14 protein-coding genes and 2 rRNA genes are annotated in these 17,449 nt (G+C 33.5%); 4 read left to right on the plus strand and 12 right to left on the minus strand.

The window, feature by feature from the left end:
• From C7N44_RS08090 to C7N44_RS07110, 5 genes are all read right to left on the minus strand, one after another.
• Window positions 1-159 (minus strand): 23S ribosomal RNA (locus C7N44_RS08090); the annotation flags it as partial.
• 220 nt (window positions 160-379) lie between these two features.
• Window positions 380-1,952, minus strand: a 16S ribosomal RNA gene (locus C7N44_RS07095).
• Between the two features lie 446 nt (window positions 1,953-2,398).
• Entirely contained in the window at window positions 2,399-3,655 is a 1,257-nt protein-coding gene (gene tyrS, locus C7N44_RS07100) for a tyrosine--tRNA ligase (RefSeq protein ID WP_105957223.1), read from the minus strand.
• A 303-nt stretch (window positions 3,656-3,958) separates the two neighbouring features.
• A complete protein-coding gene (locus C7N44_RS07105) occupies window positions 3,959-4,723 on the minus strand; it encodes a DUF4811 domain-containing protein (RefSeq protein ID WP_105957224.1) in 765 nt (254 codons plus the stop codon).
• Complete coding sequence (locus C7N44_RS07110) at window positions 4,723-6,165, minus strand: MDR family MFS transporter (RefSeq protein ID WP_105957225.1); 1,443 nt, start codon at window positions 6,163-6,165, stop codon at window positions 4,723-4,725. The genes C7N44_RS07105 and C7N44_RS07110 overlap by 1 nt, the downstream gene beginning before the upstream one ends.
• A 152-nt stretch (window positions 6,166-6,317) precedes the next feature.
• Between C7N44_RS07110 and C7N44_RS07115 the strand changes: the two genes are divergently transcribed.
• The 3 genes from C7N44_RS07115 to C7N44_RS07130 all read left to right on the plus strand — a co-directional run bounded on the left by C7N44_RS07115 (window position 6,318) and on the right by C7N44_RS07130 (window position 9,410).
• Window positions 6,318-6,791, plus strand: a complete 474-nt coding sequence (locus C7N44_RS07115; protein ID WP_105957226.1) for a MerR family transcriptional regulator — start codon at window positions 6,318-6,320, stop codon at window positions 6,789-6,791.
• A gap of 207 nt (window positions 6,792-6,998) precedes the next feature.
• Entirely contained in the window at window positions 6,999-8,216 is a 1,218-nt protein-coding gene (locus tag C7N44_RS07120; RefSeq protein ID WP_105957227.1) for a glycosyltransferase, read from the plus strand.
• A 288-nt stretch (window positions 8,217-8,504) separates the two neighbouring features.
• Window positions 8,505-9,410 (plus strand): polysaccharide deacetylase family protein, encoded by a 906-nt coding sequence (locus tag C7N44_RS07130; protein ID WP_105957229.1) that lies wholly within the window; start codon window positions 8,505-8,507, stop codon window positions 9,408-9,410.
• 43 nt (window positions 9,411-9,453) lie between these two features.
• Here C7N44_RS07130 and C7N44_RS07135 read toward each other — a convergent pair whose 3' ends face one another.
• Window positions 9,454-10,146, minus strand: a complete 693-nt coding sequence (locus C7N44_RS07135) for a 2,3-diphosphoglycerate-dependent phosphoglycerate mutase (RefSeq protein WP_105957230.1) — start codon at window positions 10,144-10,146, stop codon at window positions 9,454-9,456.
• A 67-nt stretch (window positions 10,147-10,213) separates the two neighbouring features.
• Window positions 10,214-11,260 carry an AI-2E family transporter gene (locus C7N44_RS07140; protein ID WP_105957231.1) on the minus strand — a complete coding sequence of 349 codons (1,047 nt, stop codon included), beginning with the start codon at window positions 11,258-11,260 and terminating at the stop codon, window positions 10,214-10,216.
• A 152-nt stretch (window positions 11,261-11,412) separates the two neighbouring features.
• Between C7N44_RS07140 and C7N44_RS07145 the strand changes: the two genes are divergently transcribed.
• On the plus strand, window positions 11,413-12,591 hold the full coding sequence (locus tag C7N44_RS07145; RefSeq protein WP_105957232.1) for an SAM-dependent methyltransferase: 1,179 nt from the start codon (window positions 11,413-11,415) through the stop codon (window positions 12,589-12,591).
• 52 nt (window positions 12,592-12,643) lie between these two features.
• Here C7N44_RS07145 and C7N44_RS07150 read toward each other — a convergent pair whose 3' ends face one another.
• The 5 genes from C7N44_RS07150 to C7N44_RS07170 all read right to left on the minus strand — a co-directional run bounded on the left by C7N44_RS07150 (window position 12,644) and on the right by C7N44_RS07170 (window position 17,437).
• Window positions 12,644-12,976, minus strand: a complete 333-nt coding sequence (locus tag C7N44_RS07150; protein ID WP_105957233.1) for an AzlD domain-containing protein — start codon at window positions 12,974-12,976, stop codon at window positions 12,644-12,646.
• Between the two features lie 18 nt (window positions 12,977-12,994).
• Window positions 12,995-13,738 carry an AzlC family ABC transporter permease gene (locus tag C7N44_RS07155; protein WP_105957280.1) on the minus strand — a complete coding sequence of 248 codons (744 nt, stop codon included), beginning with the start codon at window positions 13,736-13,738 and terminating at the stop codon, window positions 12,995-12,997.
• Window positions 13,739-13,963: 225 nt separating this feature from the next.
• Window positions 13,964-15,334: a serine hydrolase gene (locus C7N44_RS07160; RefSeq protein ID WP_105957234.1), complete on the minus strand. Its 1,371-nt coding sequence runs from the start codon at window positions 15,332-15,334 to the stop codon at window positions 13,964-13,966.
• Between the two features lie 153 nt (window positions 15,335-15,487).
• Complete coding sequence (gene guaB / locus C7N44_RS07165) at window positions 15,488-16,624, minus strand: IMP dehydrogenase (RefSeq protein ID WP_105957235.1); 1,137 nt, start codon at window positions 16,622-16,624, stop codon at window positions 15,488-15,490.
• An 84-nt stretch (window positions 16,625-16,708) separates the two neighbouring features.
• Entirely contained in the window at window positions 16,709-17,437 is a 729-nt protein-coding gene (locus C7N44_RS07170; protein ID WP_105957236.1) for a DUF1129 family protein, read from the minus strand.
• Window positions 17,438-17,449 lie beyond the last annotated feature (12 nt).

Raw genomic sequence — 17,449 nt, forward strand, 5'->3', positions numbered from 1 at the left:
AACCGATTAAGGTAACCGATTAAGGTTATCGAGTTTCCTCATTCGGAGATCTCCGGATCAAAGCTTACGTACAGCTCCCCGAAGCATATCGGTGTTAGTCCCGTCCTTCATCAGCTCCTAGTGCCAAGGCATCCACCATGCGCCCTTCATAACTTAACCTAATTCATCACTTCGTGATGTTTGGTTAATTGAGTATTATACGAATAAAACTATTTAAAAAACTCAAAATAACGCGGTGTTCTCGGTTAAAATTGTATTTAATACAAATTTAATTTAGAAATTAATAATATCTAGTTTTCAAAGAACCAAGTTTGAGAGTAGACCTCTCAAAACTGAATAARATCGATCAATCTAATGTAAGTTTCCGTAATATCCTTAGAAAGGAGGTGATCCAGCCGCAGGTTCWCCTACGGCTACCTTGTTACGACTTCACCCTAATCATCTGTCCCACCTTAGACAACTAGCTCCCGAAGGTTACTCCATCGTCTTTGGGTGTTACAAACTCTCATGGTGTGACGGGCGGTGTGTACAAGGCCCGGGAACGTATTCACCGTGGCATGCTGATCCACGATTACTAGTGATTCCAACTTCATGCAGGCGAGTTGCAGCCTGCAATCCGAACTGAGAATGGCTTTAAGAGATTAGCTTGACCTCGCGGTTTYGCGACTCGTTGTACCATCCATTGTAGCACGTGTGTAGCCCAGGTCATAAGGGGCATGATGATTTGACGTCATCCCCACCTTCCTCCGGTTTATCACCGGCAGTCTCACTAGAGTGCCCAACTTAATGCTGGCAACTAATAATAAGGGTTGCGCTCGTTGCGGGACTTAACCCAACATYTCACRACACGAGCTGACGACARCCATGCASCACCTGTCTTASTGTYCCCGAAGGRAACGCCYWATCTCTWRGGYTKGCASAAGATGTCAAGACCTGGTAAGGTTCTTCGCGTTGCWTCGAATTAAACCACATGCTCCACCGCTTGTGCGGGCCCCCGTCAATTCCTTTGAGTTTYAACCTTGCGGYCGTACTCCCCAGGCGGAGTGCTTAATGCGTTAGCTGCAGCACTGAGAGGCGGAAACCTCCCAACACTTAGCAYTCATCGTTTACGGCRTGGACTACCMGGGTATCTAATCCTGTTCGCTACCCATGCTTTCGAGCCTCAGTGTCAGTAACAGACCAGATAGCCGCCTTCGCCACTGGTGTTCTTCCATATATCTACGCATTTCACCGCTACACATGGAGTTCCACTATCCTCTTCTGTACTCAAGTCTTCTAGTTTCCGCTGCACTTCCTCAGTTGAGCTGAGGGCTTTCACAACAGACTTAGAAAACCACCTGCGCTCGCTTTACGCCCAATAAATCCGGACAACGCTTGCCACCTACGTATTACCGCGGCTGCTGGCACGTAGTTAGCCGTGGCTTTCTGGTTAAATACCGTCAAAGCGTAAACAGTTACTCTTACRCTTGTTCTTCTTTAACAACAGAGTTTTACGAGCCGAAACCCTTCTTCACTCACGCGGCGTTGCTCCATCAGACTTGCGTCCATTGTGGAAGATTCCCTACTGCTGCCTCCCGTAGGAGTCTGGGCCGTGTCTCAGTCCCAATGTGGCCGATTACCCTCTCAGGTCGGCTACGTATCATCGCCTTGGTGAGCCATTATCTCACCAACTAGCTAATACGCCGCGGGTCCATCCTAAAGTGATAGCAGAGCCATCTTTCAAGTTGGAACCATGTGGTTCCAACTAATTATACGGTATTAGCACTTGTTTCCAAATGTTATCCCCTGCTTTAGGGCAGGTTACCCACGTGTTACTCACCAGTTCGCCACTCGTCCCGAATCCAAAAATCATTTATGCAAGCATAAAATCAAATTGGGAGGACTCGTTCGACTTGCATGTATTAGGCACGCCGCCAGCGTTCGTCCTGAGCCAGGATCAAACTCTCATCTTATAGATGAAAAGCTTTTAACTAGCTCATCAAATTAATTGTTTTTAAAAGCGAATTGACTTCGCTGTGTTTAATTTACTTACAATCTAAAATCGTAAGTTCCTTACACATCATTGATTATCAATCTTGTTCAGTTTTCAAAGATCTACTTATCAGTTAGCCACTTAAAACAAGCAGTTTTTTAATTATATCATATTAACAATTTAATGTCAATAACTTTTTTATAATTATTTTTTTAATTAGCGTGTTGCTGTTTGTTATATCAACAACGCAACATTAATTATTATGCCATCTTAACAACTGAAAGTCAATAACTTTTTGTAATTATTTTTAAATGGTTTGTAACTTTCGTTACCAAAATGACAACAGGAATAATAATATCAATAATAAACTTACACGTCAATAAAAAAAGAGAATTAATTTTAAATTAATTCTCCAAAAATAATAGACTATTTAATTCTTGCTAAGAAATAATTCTTTTTACCTCTTCTAACAACCACAAACTTACCATCAAAACTAGAACTTGGATCAATCTCTGCATTAACATCATCTATTTTATCCCCATTAATTCTAATTGCTCCATTTTTAACATCTTCACGTGCCTGCCTTCTGGATGACTCAATTTTAGTATCATCAGATAACCATTCAACGATATTTTTTTTATCAGCACTAACTTCCATTGAGGGCATATTTTTAAAACCAGTTTCTACTTCATCAACAGTTAGATCTTTAATGTTACCTGAGAATAAAGCATTAGTAATATTTTCAGCTTCTTTAACGGCATTTTTACCATGAACAAATTCAGTAACCTCTTCAGCAAGACAACGTTGTGCTTCACGTTTCCATGGTTCTTTTTTAACTTTATCTTCTAATACTTCAATTTCATCCTTGCTTAAGAACGTGAAGTATTTCAAATATTTAATAACATCACGATCATCAGTATTAATCCAAAATTGGTAAAATTCATATGGTGTTGTTTTCTTAGGATCTAACCAAACAGCTCCACCAGCAGTTTTACCAAATTTAGTGCCATCTGCTTTCAGCATTAATGGAATTGTTAATCCAAATGCTTTTGCATCTGCACCTTGTGTTTTATGAATCAAATCTATTCCACCAGTGATGTTCCCCCATTGATCAGCACCACCAATTTGTAATTGAACATTATGTTTTTTGTATAGATGTTCAAAGTCCATGCCTTGCAAAATTTGGTAAGTAAATTCAGTGTATGAAATACCTGTTTCCAAACGACTAGATACAATTTCCTTATTCAACATTGTATTAACATTAAATAATTTACCATAATCACGTAGGAAATCTAGTAATGAAAACTTAGATAACCAATCATAATTATTAACAATGGTAAATGAACCATCTTGACCAAATAGACTTTCCATTTGTTTAGTTAAGCATTCTTCATTGTATTTAACTTGATCCATTGTTTGTAACTTACGTTCAGCTTTTTTACCGGATGGATCACCAATAGAACCAGTTGCTCCACCAATAATAATATATGGATGGTACCCAGCCAATTGGAATCTTTTTAAAATCATAAATGGAATTAAATGTCCCACATGCATACTATCACCAGTAGGATCAATTCCAGCATATAATCCAATCTTCTTTTCATTTACTTCCTTGTTTAAACCTTCAGCATCGGTTTGTTGATTAATAGCACCACGCCATTTTAAATCATCAATAATATTCATATTTTTCCCTCCAAATAAAAAGTCCCTAACAATGCCTTCAGACATTATCAGGGACGAAATTTTAATATTAATCCGCGTTACCACCCAGGTTATCGCTGTTTTGCGATCACTCAAAAATCATTAATAACGCAATGACACGTCAATATAAAATTGAACTAGAGCTCCATAGGTGTAATTCTCTAAAATAATCGCTTAGTTTTCATCACCACTAAGTTTCTGCATTCTCAAATTATTTTAAATACTAGTAACTACTTCTTAGCTTGTTATTTATTATAATAATCAGCCTTGAAATAATTGTCAATACTATTTAATTTTCTTTAGTTCTTGTTTTAATTGTGGCATTAATTTCCCCATAGTTTGTGCCTTCATTTGATTTTGAAAATCTTCAGCAGCTTTTTGAGCTAGTTTGGTTTGAGTATCTTTGCTCATCTGAGGATCATTTTTCATTGCTGTTGCCATTTGATCCTTAACATAATTTTCAGCCGCACTCTTCATTTGTGCCTTAGCAGCTGAAGTTTGCATTGGGGCTTGTAATTTTTTCATGATGTTTGGTAATGCTTTAGCTTGATTAGTAGTTAAAGTCAACCAATCTTTAGGTACATAGAAATAATTAACTGTTTTTACACGCGTTGGCTTTTGAGCTAAATTGAACCAAAACTTACTTGATTTAGAATTATATTCATAACGGGTAGTTTTAGTAACTAATTTAGCATCTTTAGCATTCGTGATGATATGATTAGTATGCTTATCAGTTGAAGTCGTACTTGGCTTCTTTTGATCATCACTAGTTTTGTAAATCACAACATTATCTTTACCTGATGTACCAATTGGTTGGTAAAGAAGCATTCCTAATTTATCACTGCTGGAAGCTAACTCACTATTTTCGGTAGTTGTTACTTTATGCATCCCATAATGACTATGGAAATTCATAGTAATTAGAACCGTTGATAGTACAACTACAATAAAAGCTATAAAACTAGTAATAAAATGTAGCATTTTATTTTTTACTAATAATGTATTAAATAGGAAGAAACATAAAGCTGAAACAATTAATAAAATTAATATCATTAGTTATTCCCTCCTTTATTATCTTTCAACCAGAATGTTGCAATAATTCCAATTACAATAAAAATAGCTGCAACCCAGAAGGCAGCATGGTAACCAGTTAAGGTAGCTGATAAAGCTGAATGACCATATGCTAATGGATCTAGTGTCTTTAAGTGACTAGCTGGCATGTTATTGGAAGTTACGTTAGAAAGAATGGAAACTAGTACCGCTGTTGCGATGGAAGAACCAACCTGTCTAACTGTATTATTGACAGCAGTACCATGATTCATCATATCTGTAGGTAAAGCATTCATACCATAAGTAGTTGCTGGCATCATTACCATTGCCATACCAAAAGTTCTAACTGCATATAGTACTATAATATATGCAATTGATGCATCTTCAGTTAAGAAAGCAAATGGAATAGTTCCTAAGAATAGTAAAGTAAATCCTGTTACCACTAGGTTCTTAGCACCATATCTATCAAATATTTGACCAGCAAATGGTGACACAATTCCCATCATTAAAGCACCTGGCAATAGTGTTAGCCCAGAATGAAAAGCATTCATACCACGAATGATTTGTAAATATAAAGGTAATACCATTTCAAAACCAACTAAAGCCATCATTGTAATTGAAGACAATAATGTAGAAATGGTAAATTTACTGTTCCTAAATACTCTAATATTCAAGAATGGTTCTTTCATTACTAATTGGCGCCATACAAATAATCCAATAAAGATAACACCAATAATTAAAGTACTAATAACTACGTTACTGCCCCATCCATAAGTACCAACTTCAGAGAAACCATAAAGGGCACTACCAAATCCAATTGTAGAAAGAATCAATGATAAAACATCAATCTTAGATTTCTTGGTAGGTAGAATAGGACGCATGAACCATAGTCCCAATATAATAACTAACGCAACAATTGGAATAATCATTCCAAATAGATCACGCCAAGTAAAGTTAATTAAAATCCAACCAGATAAAGTAGGACCAATTGCTGGAGCTAAACCAATAACAACTCCTGAAAGTCCCATTGCAGCTCCACGTTTTTCTGGTGGAAAAATTGAAAGCATAATTGTTTGTAGTAAAGGCATAGTAACCCCTACTCCAGCAGCTTGAACTAATCTTCCAGCTAATAACACGCCAAAGTTACTAGCGAAGAAAGACATGATCGTTCCAACTTCAAAAACAATCATCGCACCTAAATATAACCACTTCGTATTAACACGACTGGATAACCATGCACTAACGGGGATTGCAATCCCATTAACCATCATGAATCCAGATGTTAACCATTGAACCGTGGATGTATTAATATCAAAAGCCTTCATTAATGTAGGAAAAGCAGTTGATAAAATAGTTTGATTTAAAATAGTACAAAAAGTACCAACTAACAATAATAAAACTAGCATTGTTTTATTATAACTTTTACCGTTTGCATCTACGTTCATACCGCAACCTCTTTTCTAATTTTAGTAAATCGACTCTTCCTAATATACAACCAAGTGATATTGTTGTCAACTTATTTGACAACCTTATTAAATAATATATAATTATTATCAGATATTTAAACTAATTCCATATAATTAAAGGAAGTGATTCTTTGTCAAACGAAATGAATAAAGATGAAGTACAAGAATATTCCCATCGTTTATATAAAATAATGAAAGATTTAGATTTATCAGTTGGTATTGGTGGACTTTCCAAATCATGTAATGTACCACAATCTAAAATTAGATACTGGGAGAAAAAAGGATATATTAAATCTATATGTGATGATAAAAATAAAAACCATCGTTATCCATATCACGCCATCATTAAAGTTGAATTGATCAAATCTTTTTTAGAATCTGGATATACTTTAAATACAGCAGCTAAAAAAGCTGAGGTATTTGATGAAACTGGTAGTATTATGAGAAAAATTATTAGAGCCCGTTTTAATGGACTCGCAATGGTTGAAAAAAATCCTGCCGTCAATATGGGACCGATTGACGGAGAAGAAGATAAATCCATATATTTTGTAGAAGATAATAGTCAAATTAAAGCTCAAATTATAAATAACAACAAAGATAACTAAATAAATTCATCATTCCATTGACAAAGCAGGGATGGTGTTTTTTTATTTTGTAATATTATAATCTTATATTGTGTAAATAGTAGTTACTTTGATATATAGTAATAAGTACTTTATAATTAGTTTGAATAAAGTTAATATATAAGTTGAATGCCACTAAATTAAAAACTATTAATTTAGTGACTTTAACTTAAGGAGGAAAACATATAAATGGGATTTTTAGATATAATCAACGATTTTATAATCGGCTATCCTATTGTTGTTTCAGCAATTTGGATTGTTGGTTCTATCTTTGAAAGCATGTATCGAAAGCATGAAAATTTTGTTGATATTTCTGGAAACGATTTAGTTTCTATTATAGTACCCTCTCATAATGAAAGTGATACTTTAAGAGAAGCCATTGCTTCCATCGCAGAGATTGAGTATAAAAATTTTGAAGTTGTCTTAGTTGATGATAAAAGTGCTGATGACACTTTAGATATAATGTACGAACTACAGAAAAAGTATGCCAATCAATTCAACATTAAAGTTGTTCCAATTGATGTAAACCAAGGAAAGGCTAACGCTATGAACCAGGGATTTGCGGCTTCTGAGGGTAAATACATAATGGGAATTGATGCTGACTCATTGATTGCTAAAGACTCAGTTAATCAAATGGTTAAAACACTTGCAACTGATCCTAGTTTAGGTGCAGTTGCTGGTAAACCAGTTGTAAGAAATAGAACTACTATTTTGGGCCGTCTTCAATTACTAGAGTATATTGGTGTAATTGATATTATTAAAAAGGCCCAATCATTTCTATACGGACGTATCAATACTGTTTCTGGAGTAATGGTTGGCTTTAGAAGAGAAGCCATTAAAGATGTAGGCGGTTGGCATACTGATGTCATTACCGAGGACATCGATATTACATGGAGAATGTATCGTAAACATTGGCGTGTTAGATACCAACCAGCAATGTTGTGTTGGATTTTAGTTCCTGAAAATACTCGTAGTTTAATCAAACAACGTCGTCGCTGGGCTCGCGGTGGTATGGAAGTTTTAGTTAAAAATCATGATTTCTTAATTCATAGTGATATTTCTAGAAAAGCTTTATTGTATGAAACTATCATTAGTAATACTTGGGCAGTTCTAACTGCATTAAGTACTATCTCTTACGTATTTAATTTATTGCTAATTCATGAAGTTCAATTAGATGGTGACGTACTATTAATGTTAATTATCATCAGTATTGTTCAATTTTGCATTGGTTTCTTTGGTTCGCGTGCCAAGGCATATCTACAATTTCGAGATTTACTATTAATACCTGCCTACATTGTTTATTACTGGATGATTAACTTGATTTCATGTATTACTGCCCTAGTTTCATTCTTCTTAGATCCAGAAAATGTTGGAACTTGGAATAGTCCTGATCGGGGGGTTAAATAATGAAAAATGAAGTAGATAAATTCGTTATTAGAAAAAAGATTAGTCCCTTTAGAGCTATCCTTCATTTTTGTTTATATGCTTTACTATGGTTTTATGTATTTTTCGTATTGATTATTAATTTTGCATTTTTATTTGGCTATTATAGTGATGATTTCGTAAGTTTTTATCTGTTATTAAATCTAAATTATGGATTATACATGAAGTTAATCATAGGCGTTATAGCATTAATTATTTTAACAGCAATTTATTCTATTTTTAGATTGCGTCATTTACGGAGGTTAAATAGTAATGTCAAGAAGGACTAGAAAAATCATCGTTGCTGTTGTAGCAGTGATTGTTGTGATTTTAATGTCATTTACTGTTAGAAAAGCAATTCAATATGATAAGGGTAGCAGTGAAAATTATGCACTTGATAAACAAGCAGAAAGGCAAAAGAATGGTATTCTTATTTTTTGTTATCACCGTATTCTAAAAGATAATCTAGGTGTTAATATATCAAGAACCCTTTCCACTAATTCACAATTACATGATTTCAATGTGCCAACTAATGAATTCAATGAACAAATGGAATTTTTGCATAAGAAACATATCAAAGTAATATCAGGACAAGAGATGGTCAAAATGACTAATTCTAATAAGCCAATTAAGGGTAAATATGCTGTTTTATCATTTGATGATATTGATAGGACAACTATCGACAATGCTATTCCGGTAATGAAAAAATACAAATTTCCATTTACTACGTTTATAATTACTGGAAACACTGGTAGATATCGTGAAGGAACTCAACTAGCAACTTGGAATCAAATTCACGACGCTAAAAAATATGCTGGTAATTTAATGACAATTGGCTTGCATACTCATAATATGCATTACTTAACCTCTAAGTTAATTCCAGTCTTTAATTTACCTCAAAATTACAAACGTTTTACTAGAGACTTTAAGCAATCTCGAAAAGATTTGTATAAAGAAATTGGATCATATGGTGATGCATTTGCTTACCCTTATGGTGGTGGTACTCATCAAACTAATGATTTCTTACACACTCAACATTTAGGCTGGGTCGCTACATTAGATGGTGGTGTTATTTATAACCATGGTAATGGTGATCATTTGGACTTACAATATGCTCCTAGAATGATTATTAATACTAACAGTTGGCCAAGTATTAAACATTGGTATTCAAAAAAATAATAAAAAAGCAATCGGAAAATTCCGATTGCTTTTTTGTTTAAGATTATTTATCTAATTTTGTTTTGTTTTGTACTTCTAACTTATCATTGAAGTCATAAACAACTGGTTCTCCAGTTTTCATTTCAAGATCCATGATATCATCATCAGAGATTCTTTCAATATATTTGCTTAAAGCACGTAGTGAATTACCATGAGCAGCAATAATAACATTCTTACCATCTAATAACTTAGGAGCAATTTGATCTACCCATAAAGGCATTACACGTTCTAGAGTAACCTTTAAGTTTTCCCCGCCAGGAATGATGTTAGGGTCTAAGTCTGCATAACGACGATCATTAACAGCTGAACCTTCATCATCAGCACTCAATAATGGAGGTAAAGTGTCATATGAACGACGCCAAATATGAACTTGTTCATCACCATATTTTTCAGCAGTTTCTTTTTTGTTTAAGCCCTGAAGACGACCATAATGACGTTCATTTAATCTCCATGTCTTAGTTTCAGGAACCCATAATTGATCAGATTCTTCTAAAACATAGTGTAAAGTTTTAATTGCACGAGTTAATACTGAAGTAAAAGCATAGTCAAATTCTAAACCAGCTTCTTTTACTAATTTACCAGCTTCTTTAGCTTCTTCAACACCTTTGTCACTTAAGTCAACATCTTCCCAACCAGTGAATTTGTTAGATAAGTTCCATTGGCTTTGTCCATGACGGATTAATACAAGTTTTGACATAGGATTGAACCCCTTTCAAGTTATAAATATCATATTAATTTTACACCAAATCACAATAATTTTCAGCCTATTTCATAATTCTCTTCATTTTTAAACTTTTTTTATTCTCACCTTTAACCCCGATAAGTTCTAGGAAAAATGTAAGAATAGGAACGGAAACAATTAACCCCCATCCGCCAAAGATTTCTTCACCAATCATCAATGCACAAAATGTGTAAAAAATTGGTAGTTCAGTTCTAGAAGACATTAATTTAGGATTTAAAACATAGGCTTCTAAGAAATGAACAATCATCACCATAATGATTAAGTAAACAATATATTTAATTCCACCAACTGAGTAGCCGACGATTGATAAAGGAATCAATGAGATAATTACTCCCGCTACTGGAATTAAGCTTAAAAAGAACACCATAATCGATAAAATAAATAGCTGTGGCATGCCCAAAAATGCCATGATTAAAGTGGTAAAAACAGTATTAAAAATGGCAATCAAAAATTGTGCTTCTAAAACAACCCCAAAGGTTTTAGTAAATGTTTTGGCAAAATAATAAACATCTTGGAAAAACCAATCAAATTCTGAAGTTAGAAAACGTTTACTAAATTCTGACATAGATTTTTCTTCTAAAGTAAAGAAGAAACTTAGAATTAATGATAATAGGAAAGTTACTCCCATTTGACCAATACTAGAAACATATTGTAATAAGAAGTCTAGTCCCCCTTTAACCTCAGTTAAGAAGTTAGAACGATGAATAAACGAACTAATCCAATCTTGGAATTGGTTAGCCCCTTCCATGTTGTTTGGATCCTCATAAAAATTAATTATATGCTTTGAAGCGGTCATTGCTTGGTCATAAATGACTGGTGAGTAAACTGCAACGGCAGTAATAATTCCACCAATAAATAAAATATATATCATTATAACCAATAGTGGTGCTGGAATTTTGACGTATTTTCTAATAAAGTTAACTAATTTAGTAACTAGAAGTGCAAAAATAAAAGTTAAAAGTAACATACTAATCATGCTGCGCATTAAGTATAAGATAGCAATTAATAACAATAATACACACCAGCGACGTAACTTTACGTTAGCGACAAATTTTTCCCAAATTTTCATATTATACCCCCTACTAACCTTTTGTTAGATAATTAATTATAACATTTAATTAAAATATTTTGATGAATTTAATAATATCAATCACTTACAAAAAATACCAAGTTAAGCGTATAATTGTCAATGTGATTATATTGAAAGAAAGGACTGTTCACATGTTTGAAAAAACATTTTACAAAACATTTTTTAAGCACGGATTTAATGAACCAATCCAAGTAAATTATTGGGACGGAAAATCTGAAAAATATGGTGATGGTGACCCCAAAGCAGTTATTACTATGAAGGAACCTATCCCTATTAAAGAAATCAGAAGTAATGCCTCCATTGCTTTAGGTGAAGCTTATATGGACGGAAAAATCGAAGTTGAAGGTAGTATTGAAGATTTGATTGTCTCTGCATATCAAAAATCAACTAGTTTCATTCGTGATCACAAATTCATTAACTTCTTACCTAAACAAAATCATAATGAATCTACTAGTAAAAAAGATATTCAAAGTCATTATGACATTGGAAATGATTTTTACAAAATTTGGCTAGATAAAACTATGACATATTCATGTGCATACTTTGAAAAACCTGATGATGATTTATATGATGCACAACAACAAAAGATGCATCACATTATCAAAAAATTAAATCCTCAACCAGGTCGTACTTTACTAGATATTGGATGTGGCTGGGGTACATTAATGCTAGTTGCAGCTAAATACTATGATTTAAAAGTTGTTGGTGTAACTTTAAGTCAAGAACAATGTGACTATGTAAACGCACAAATCAAGAAGTTAGGTCTAGAAGATAAAGCTGAAGTTCGTTTACAAGACTACCGTCAACTAGGTGATGAACAATTCGACTACATAACTTCAGTTGGAATGTTTGAACATGTTGGTAAAGAAAACTTAGATGAATACTTCTCATGTGTAGCAAAATACTTAAAAGAACATGGTGTTGCTTTAATTCATGGAATTACAAGACAACAAGGTGGCGCATACAATGGTTGGATTAACAAATATATATTCCCTGGTGGTTATGTTCCTGGTATGACTGAAAATCTTGATCATATCACTAACAATGGACTACAAATTTTTGATCTTGAATCATTACGCCGTCATTACCAACTAACCCTTGAAAATTGGGATAAGAATTTCAATGCTCACATTGATGAAGTTAAAAAGGTTATGGGTGATGATGAACGTTTCTTAAGAATGTGGGATTTATATCTTAAAACATGTGCTGGGTCATTCAAAGCTGGTAACATTGATGTTATGCAATATTTAATTTCTAAGGGCCCTTCAGGACAAGAATTACCATTAACTAGAGATTATATGTACAAATAAAATCGCAATTGAAACTAAAAGAAGCAGTGATTAAAATCACTGCTTCTTTATTTTATATTATAAGTGAGAGTACAACTACCGATCCTAGTCCTAAAATAACTGACAAAGCCATCGAACGAGTCCAATATGAAATTATAAAAACAAGCAAGGCAGCAATTAACTCAGATGCCTTACCATCAAATGATAATCCATACGAAGATGTAATAATTAGGTCTTTAACTACTAATGATGTAAATAAAGCAATTGGTACATAAGACATCCATTCATTAAACCACTTTGGTATTTTTCTTGTTCTAAAAAAAGAAAGGGGAACAAATCTTGGTATTAATGCCACAAAAAAGCATAAAACAACTAACCAAAAATGTTGTGTAGAATTCCACTCCATAAAATATCTCCTAGTAAACTATTTATTTTCTTCTTCAAATTCTTCGTCTTCTTCTTCAGGTGTCCCCGCAGGATTCTTGAAGGAATGTAAAAATATATTTTTACGATAACGTTTATAATGAGCACGAATATAAGATTCAACCATAAATCCGACAAAGGAAGCTAATAATGTTGCAACTACTAAACCTAAAGTTGATTTCATCAACATTAAGAAAATAATTGATAAACCAATAGTTAATAGCATTACTATCACTTTAAGTAGTGATTTGATTTGCATAACAATCATATAAATAAATAATGCCGTTAATGCAAAATGAACGACCGTTAAATTAATGCTGATAGCCGATCCAATTAAACTCCCGATAATTGTACTAAGTGTCCAAACAAATAAAGCATAATGCTCAATTTGCAAAGCATCACTTGGCGTAAACTTTTTATCAGTAGATAGTTTTAAATAATTCACTGCATAAGTTTCATCATTTAAAGAAAGTGCAAATAGAAAAGTAAATAAATTAGATTGCCCCTGCAGATATTTAGAAATACTCGATCCTAAAAGTGCATATCTTAATTCCAAGAAAAATAACATAATTACAATTGATAATAAAGGTGAGTTAATAACTAACATAGACGCTATTAAGAATTGTGCTCCACCAGAAAAAACCAATAATGAAACCATTCCTGTAAGAATTGTATTAAACCCAGCTGCATGTAAAAGAATTCCACATGCTAATCCGATAGGTACATAACTAATATTCAAAGGCATCGCTGTCTTCAAGTTCGTTAACCACCTAGGCTCGTTTGGATTTGGTAATTGCTTTGTCAAAGACTATTCCCCCGTAATATAAACGTTCGGTAATTTTAAATTAATATTTCGATTTCCAGAATTTAAGTAAATAAACCTAAACTTTATTCCTATTATAATACAAAATAGGGTTAATTATCTAACTTTATTTAAAGTTAATTCAAAGATAATCACACCCATTATTCTTTAAAATAGCGACATGATGCTACGCCACATTCTTACAAAAATATTGGCTTTATCATCATCATTGCTTGCTGCTAATTTTACATCATTATTTGTAATATACTTAGTTCCTTTTACCTGGGCAGTTGCAACAATATCCCCTTTATCGATGGGTGCATCTATTCCACCTTTATATTTAAGATTTCTTAAAGGTTGAATATTTTGTAAATTAAATTGTTGATTATTAGCTAACCAAACATCTTGTTTATCAGAGAATGATAAGCCTAAGTTTTCATCTTTACCGTTGGGAACATAAATATTGCCATCATTGCGCCCTTCAGTCATTTCACTAACCGCTTGATTAGCTGTTAAATTAACATGATGATATTTAGCATAGACATACTTTAATAATTTTTGAGTTTGTACAAAACGAGATGGATCATATTGACCACTGTGATGTACTCCCATCACAACTGTAATTACACGATGGTTGTTTTTAACTGCCGTGCCTGTAAAGCATGCACCAGCGGTATCAGAAGTTCCTGTCTTTAAACCATCAACTTTAATATCTGGTAAAGCATATCCACGACCTCTAATCATCCAGTTCCAATTCAACATAGTTTTATTTTCAAATTTAGTTGTGTTAGCGGCTGTATCTTTTAAGATATGTGGATACATCTTCAAAATATTCATTGAAATAATGGCCATATCAGTTGCTGATAATTTATTTTCAGCGTTTGAATCCACATCTTTAAATCCTAATGATCCTACTTCACCATTAGTTAAGCCACAAGCAGTATAAATTTTAGCATCATTAATGCCTAAATCTTTAACCGCTTGGCGCATTTTTAAAGCAAATTTTTGAGTACTACCAGCTACTCCATACCCCATTGCCATTGCGCCAGCATTTTCAGAATAAATAGCTGCTTGATATAACTGCTTAATTGTGTAAGCATGTCCTTCTTTTAGCTCAACATTCGCATATTCTGGATTAACACTTAAAGCATGCAATGCAGGTGTGATTTTCACTTTTGTATCCCAATTAATCTTATGAGCCTGGATTGCTTGTAAAGTCACATAAATACTTAGCAATTTGCTCATCGAAGCTGTGGGTAAAGCCTGATTTGCATTTTTAGAATACAAAATTTGACCAGTCTTAGCATCGATTGCTAATGCTGATTTAGCTTGTAATTTTAGTGGTAAGTTATTTTTAATTAGATGTGTCGTTTGTCGATCTAAATTTTGACTATTTTTATCCTGGCTACTTACCTTCTTATTAACTTTTTGCGTTTGAATATCAGTTTTATGATTATTAGCTGTAACTGCTAATGGTGTACTAATCGTAAATACAGCAATCGCAATTAAACAGATTTGCTTGAAATGCTTAATAAACATTTTAAATGATCCTTTCGAATTAAGATTTAATTATGTAAAAATATTGTATTACATTCAAATGTTACAACAATATTTCAATTAAGTCATTAAAAAATAAAAAAAGTACTAAAATAAATTATTTTAGTACTTTTACGGATTTAAATTTAATTAGTTTTATTTATAGTTAGGGGCTGCCTTAGTAATTTGCACATCGTGTGGATGTGATTCTGCTAAACCAGCATTTGTAATTTGTACAAATTGAGCGTTATCAATCATACTATCAATATTTTTAGAACCTGTATAACCCATAGCAGATCTTAATCCACCTTCCATTTGGAAGACAACATCTTTAGCCGAGCCTTTATATTCAACACGAGCTTCAATTCCTTCAGGAACTAATTTCTTAGCTTCGTTAACTTCACCTTGGAAGTAACGATCTGCTGAACCATGTTCCATAGCACCAATACTGCCCATACCACGGTATGCTTTGTACTTAACACCATTTTCTTCAAAAACTTCACCAGGTGATTCGTCAGTTCCTGATAGCATACTACCAAGCATGACTGCATTACCACCAGCGGCAATCGCCTTAGCAACATCCCCAGAAAATTTAATTCCACCATCAGCAATGATTGGTTTATGCCATCTTCTAGCAACTTCCGCTGCATCGTAAACGGCAGTGATTTGAGGAACCCCCACTCCAGCAACCACACGAGTAGTACAAATTGAACCGGGACCGATACCAACTTTAACTACATCAACTCCGGCTTCAAATAAGTCGTTAGTGGCTTCACCGGTAGCAACGTTACCAGCGATTAATGTCTTATCGGGATAAGTTTCACGGATTTCTTTAATCTTTCTAATTACGCCAGCAGAATGACCGTGAGCAGTATCAATAATGATAGTATCAACACCTGCTTTAAATAATGCATCCGCACGTTTGAAAGTATCAGAAGTAACTCCAACTGCAGCAGCACATAATAAATGATTATTAGCATCAACAGCAGCGTTAGGATGTTTATCATTCTTTTCAACAGCCTTAACTTTAGCTACTTCCTTTGCTTGGTCATCGATTAACATGTTTTTATGAATAACACCTAATCCACCAACTTCAGCCATCGCAATTGCTGTATCGGATTCAGTAACTGTATCCATACTAGCACTTAAAAATGGTACATTAAGTTTTAGATTGTCAGCTAATTGCACTGAAGTATCAACTTCATTTGGTAAAACGTGACTTTCGGCTGGAATAAGTAAAACATCATCAAAGGTAATTCCTTGTTTTGCAAATTTTGTATCCCAATTAGACATAATCAATAACCCCTCTTATTTTTTTATCTTCTAATATACAAAAAAAAATACCAAAGGTCAAATTTACCTTTAGTATTTTTTAATTTATCTACGACGATTTGCATTAGGCATAAATAAATTTGATGTAATATCATATTTTCTATATACGTAGATTGCAAATCCAATACCAACAACTGCAATTACGAAGTTAACGTAGAAAGGAACAACTGGGTTAATAACTCTTGGAATTAACATAGATAAACTAAACAATGCCAACCAAGCAACTATAATTAATAACATAAATAATGCACGCATCCAACCACTATAAGTATGTTGTACGTTTGCATCTAAAAGTCTAGTTAACAGTAGCATGATAATTCCAGATATTATTGACAATACAAAAATAGAAACAATTCCTACTAACTGTTGATTTTGACTATTCTTAGAAATAATTTCTATTACCCCATAAAGAATATTGAAAATGATTCCTAGAAACAACATATTGTAAACTGCATTAGGCCAAAAGTTATCCATTAATTTAGTTGGTTTCTTAGGTGGATTCATAATAAAACCGATTCGTTCTTCAACAGTTCCATAAAGATTTCTAGCAGTTGCACCATGTTTTTGCTCAACTAATAATTGATCTTTCATTTGAGTGATGATTTCTGACTTACGTTCCACACTTAAATCAGTGCTCCTTAAAGCTCGGTTAAAGCGGAACATATAGTCAGCATTACGCTTAGTTAGGCCAATATTATCGAACTGTGAACGTTCTTCTTTATCCTTATCATGATGCTTTTGTTGTACATGTGCGTTACGTTTTTCTTCCGTCATATAAAAACTCCT

This window comes from Apilactobacillus quenuiae (assembly GCF_002994005.1).
GTDB classification, from domain to species: Bacteria; Bacillota; Bacilli; order Lactobacillales; family Lactobacillaceae; genus Apilactobacillus; species Apilactobacillus quenuiae.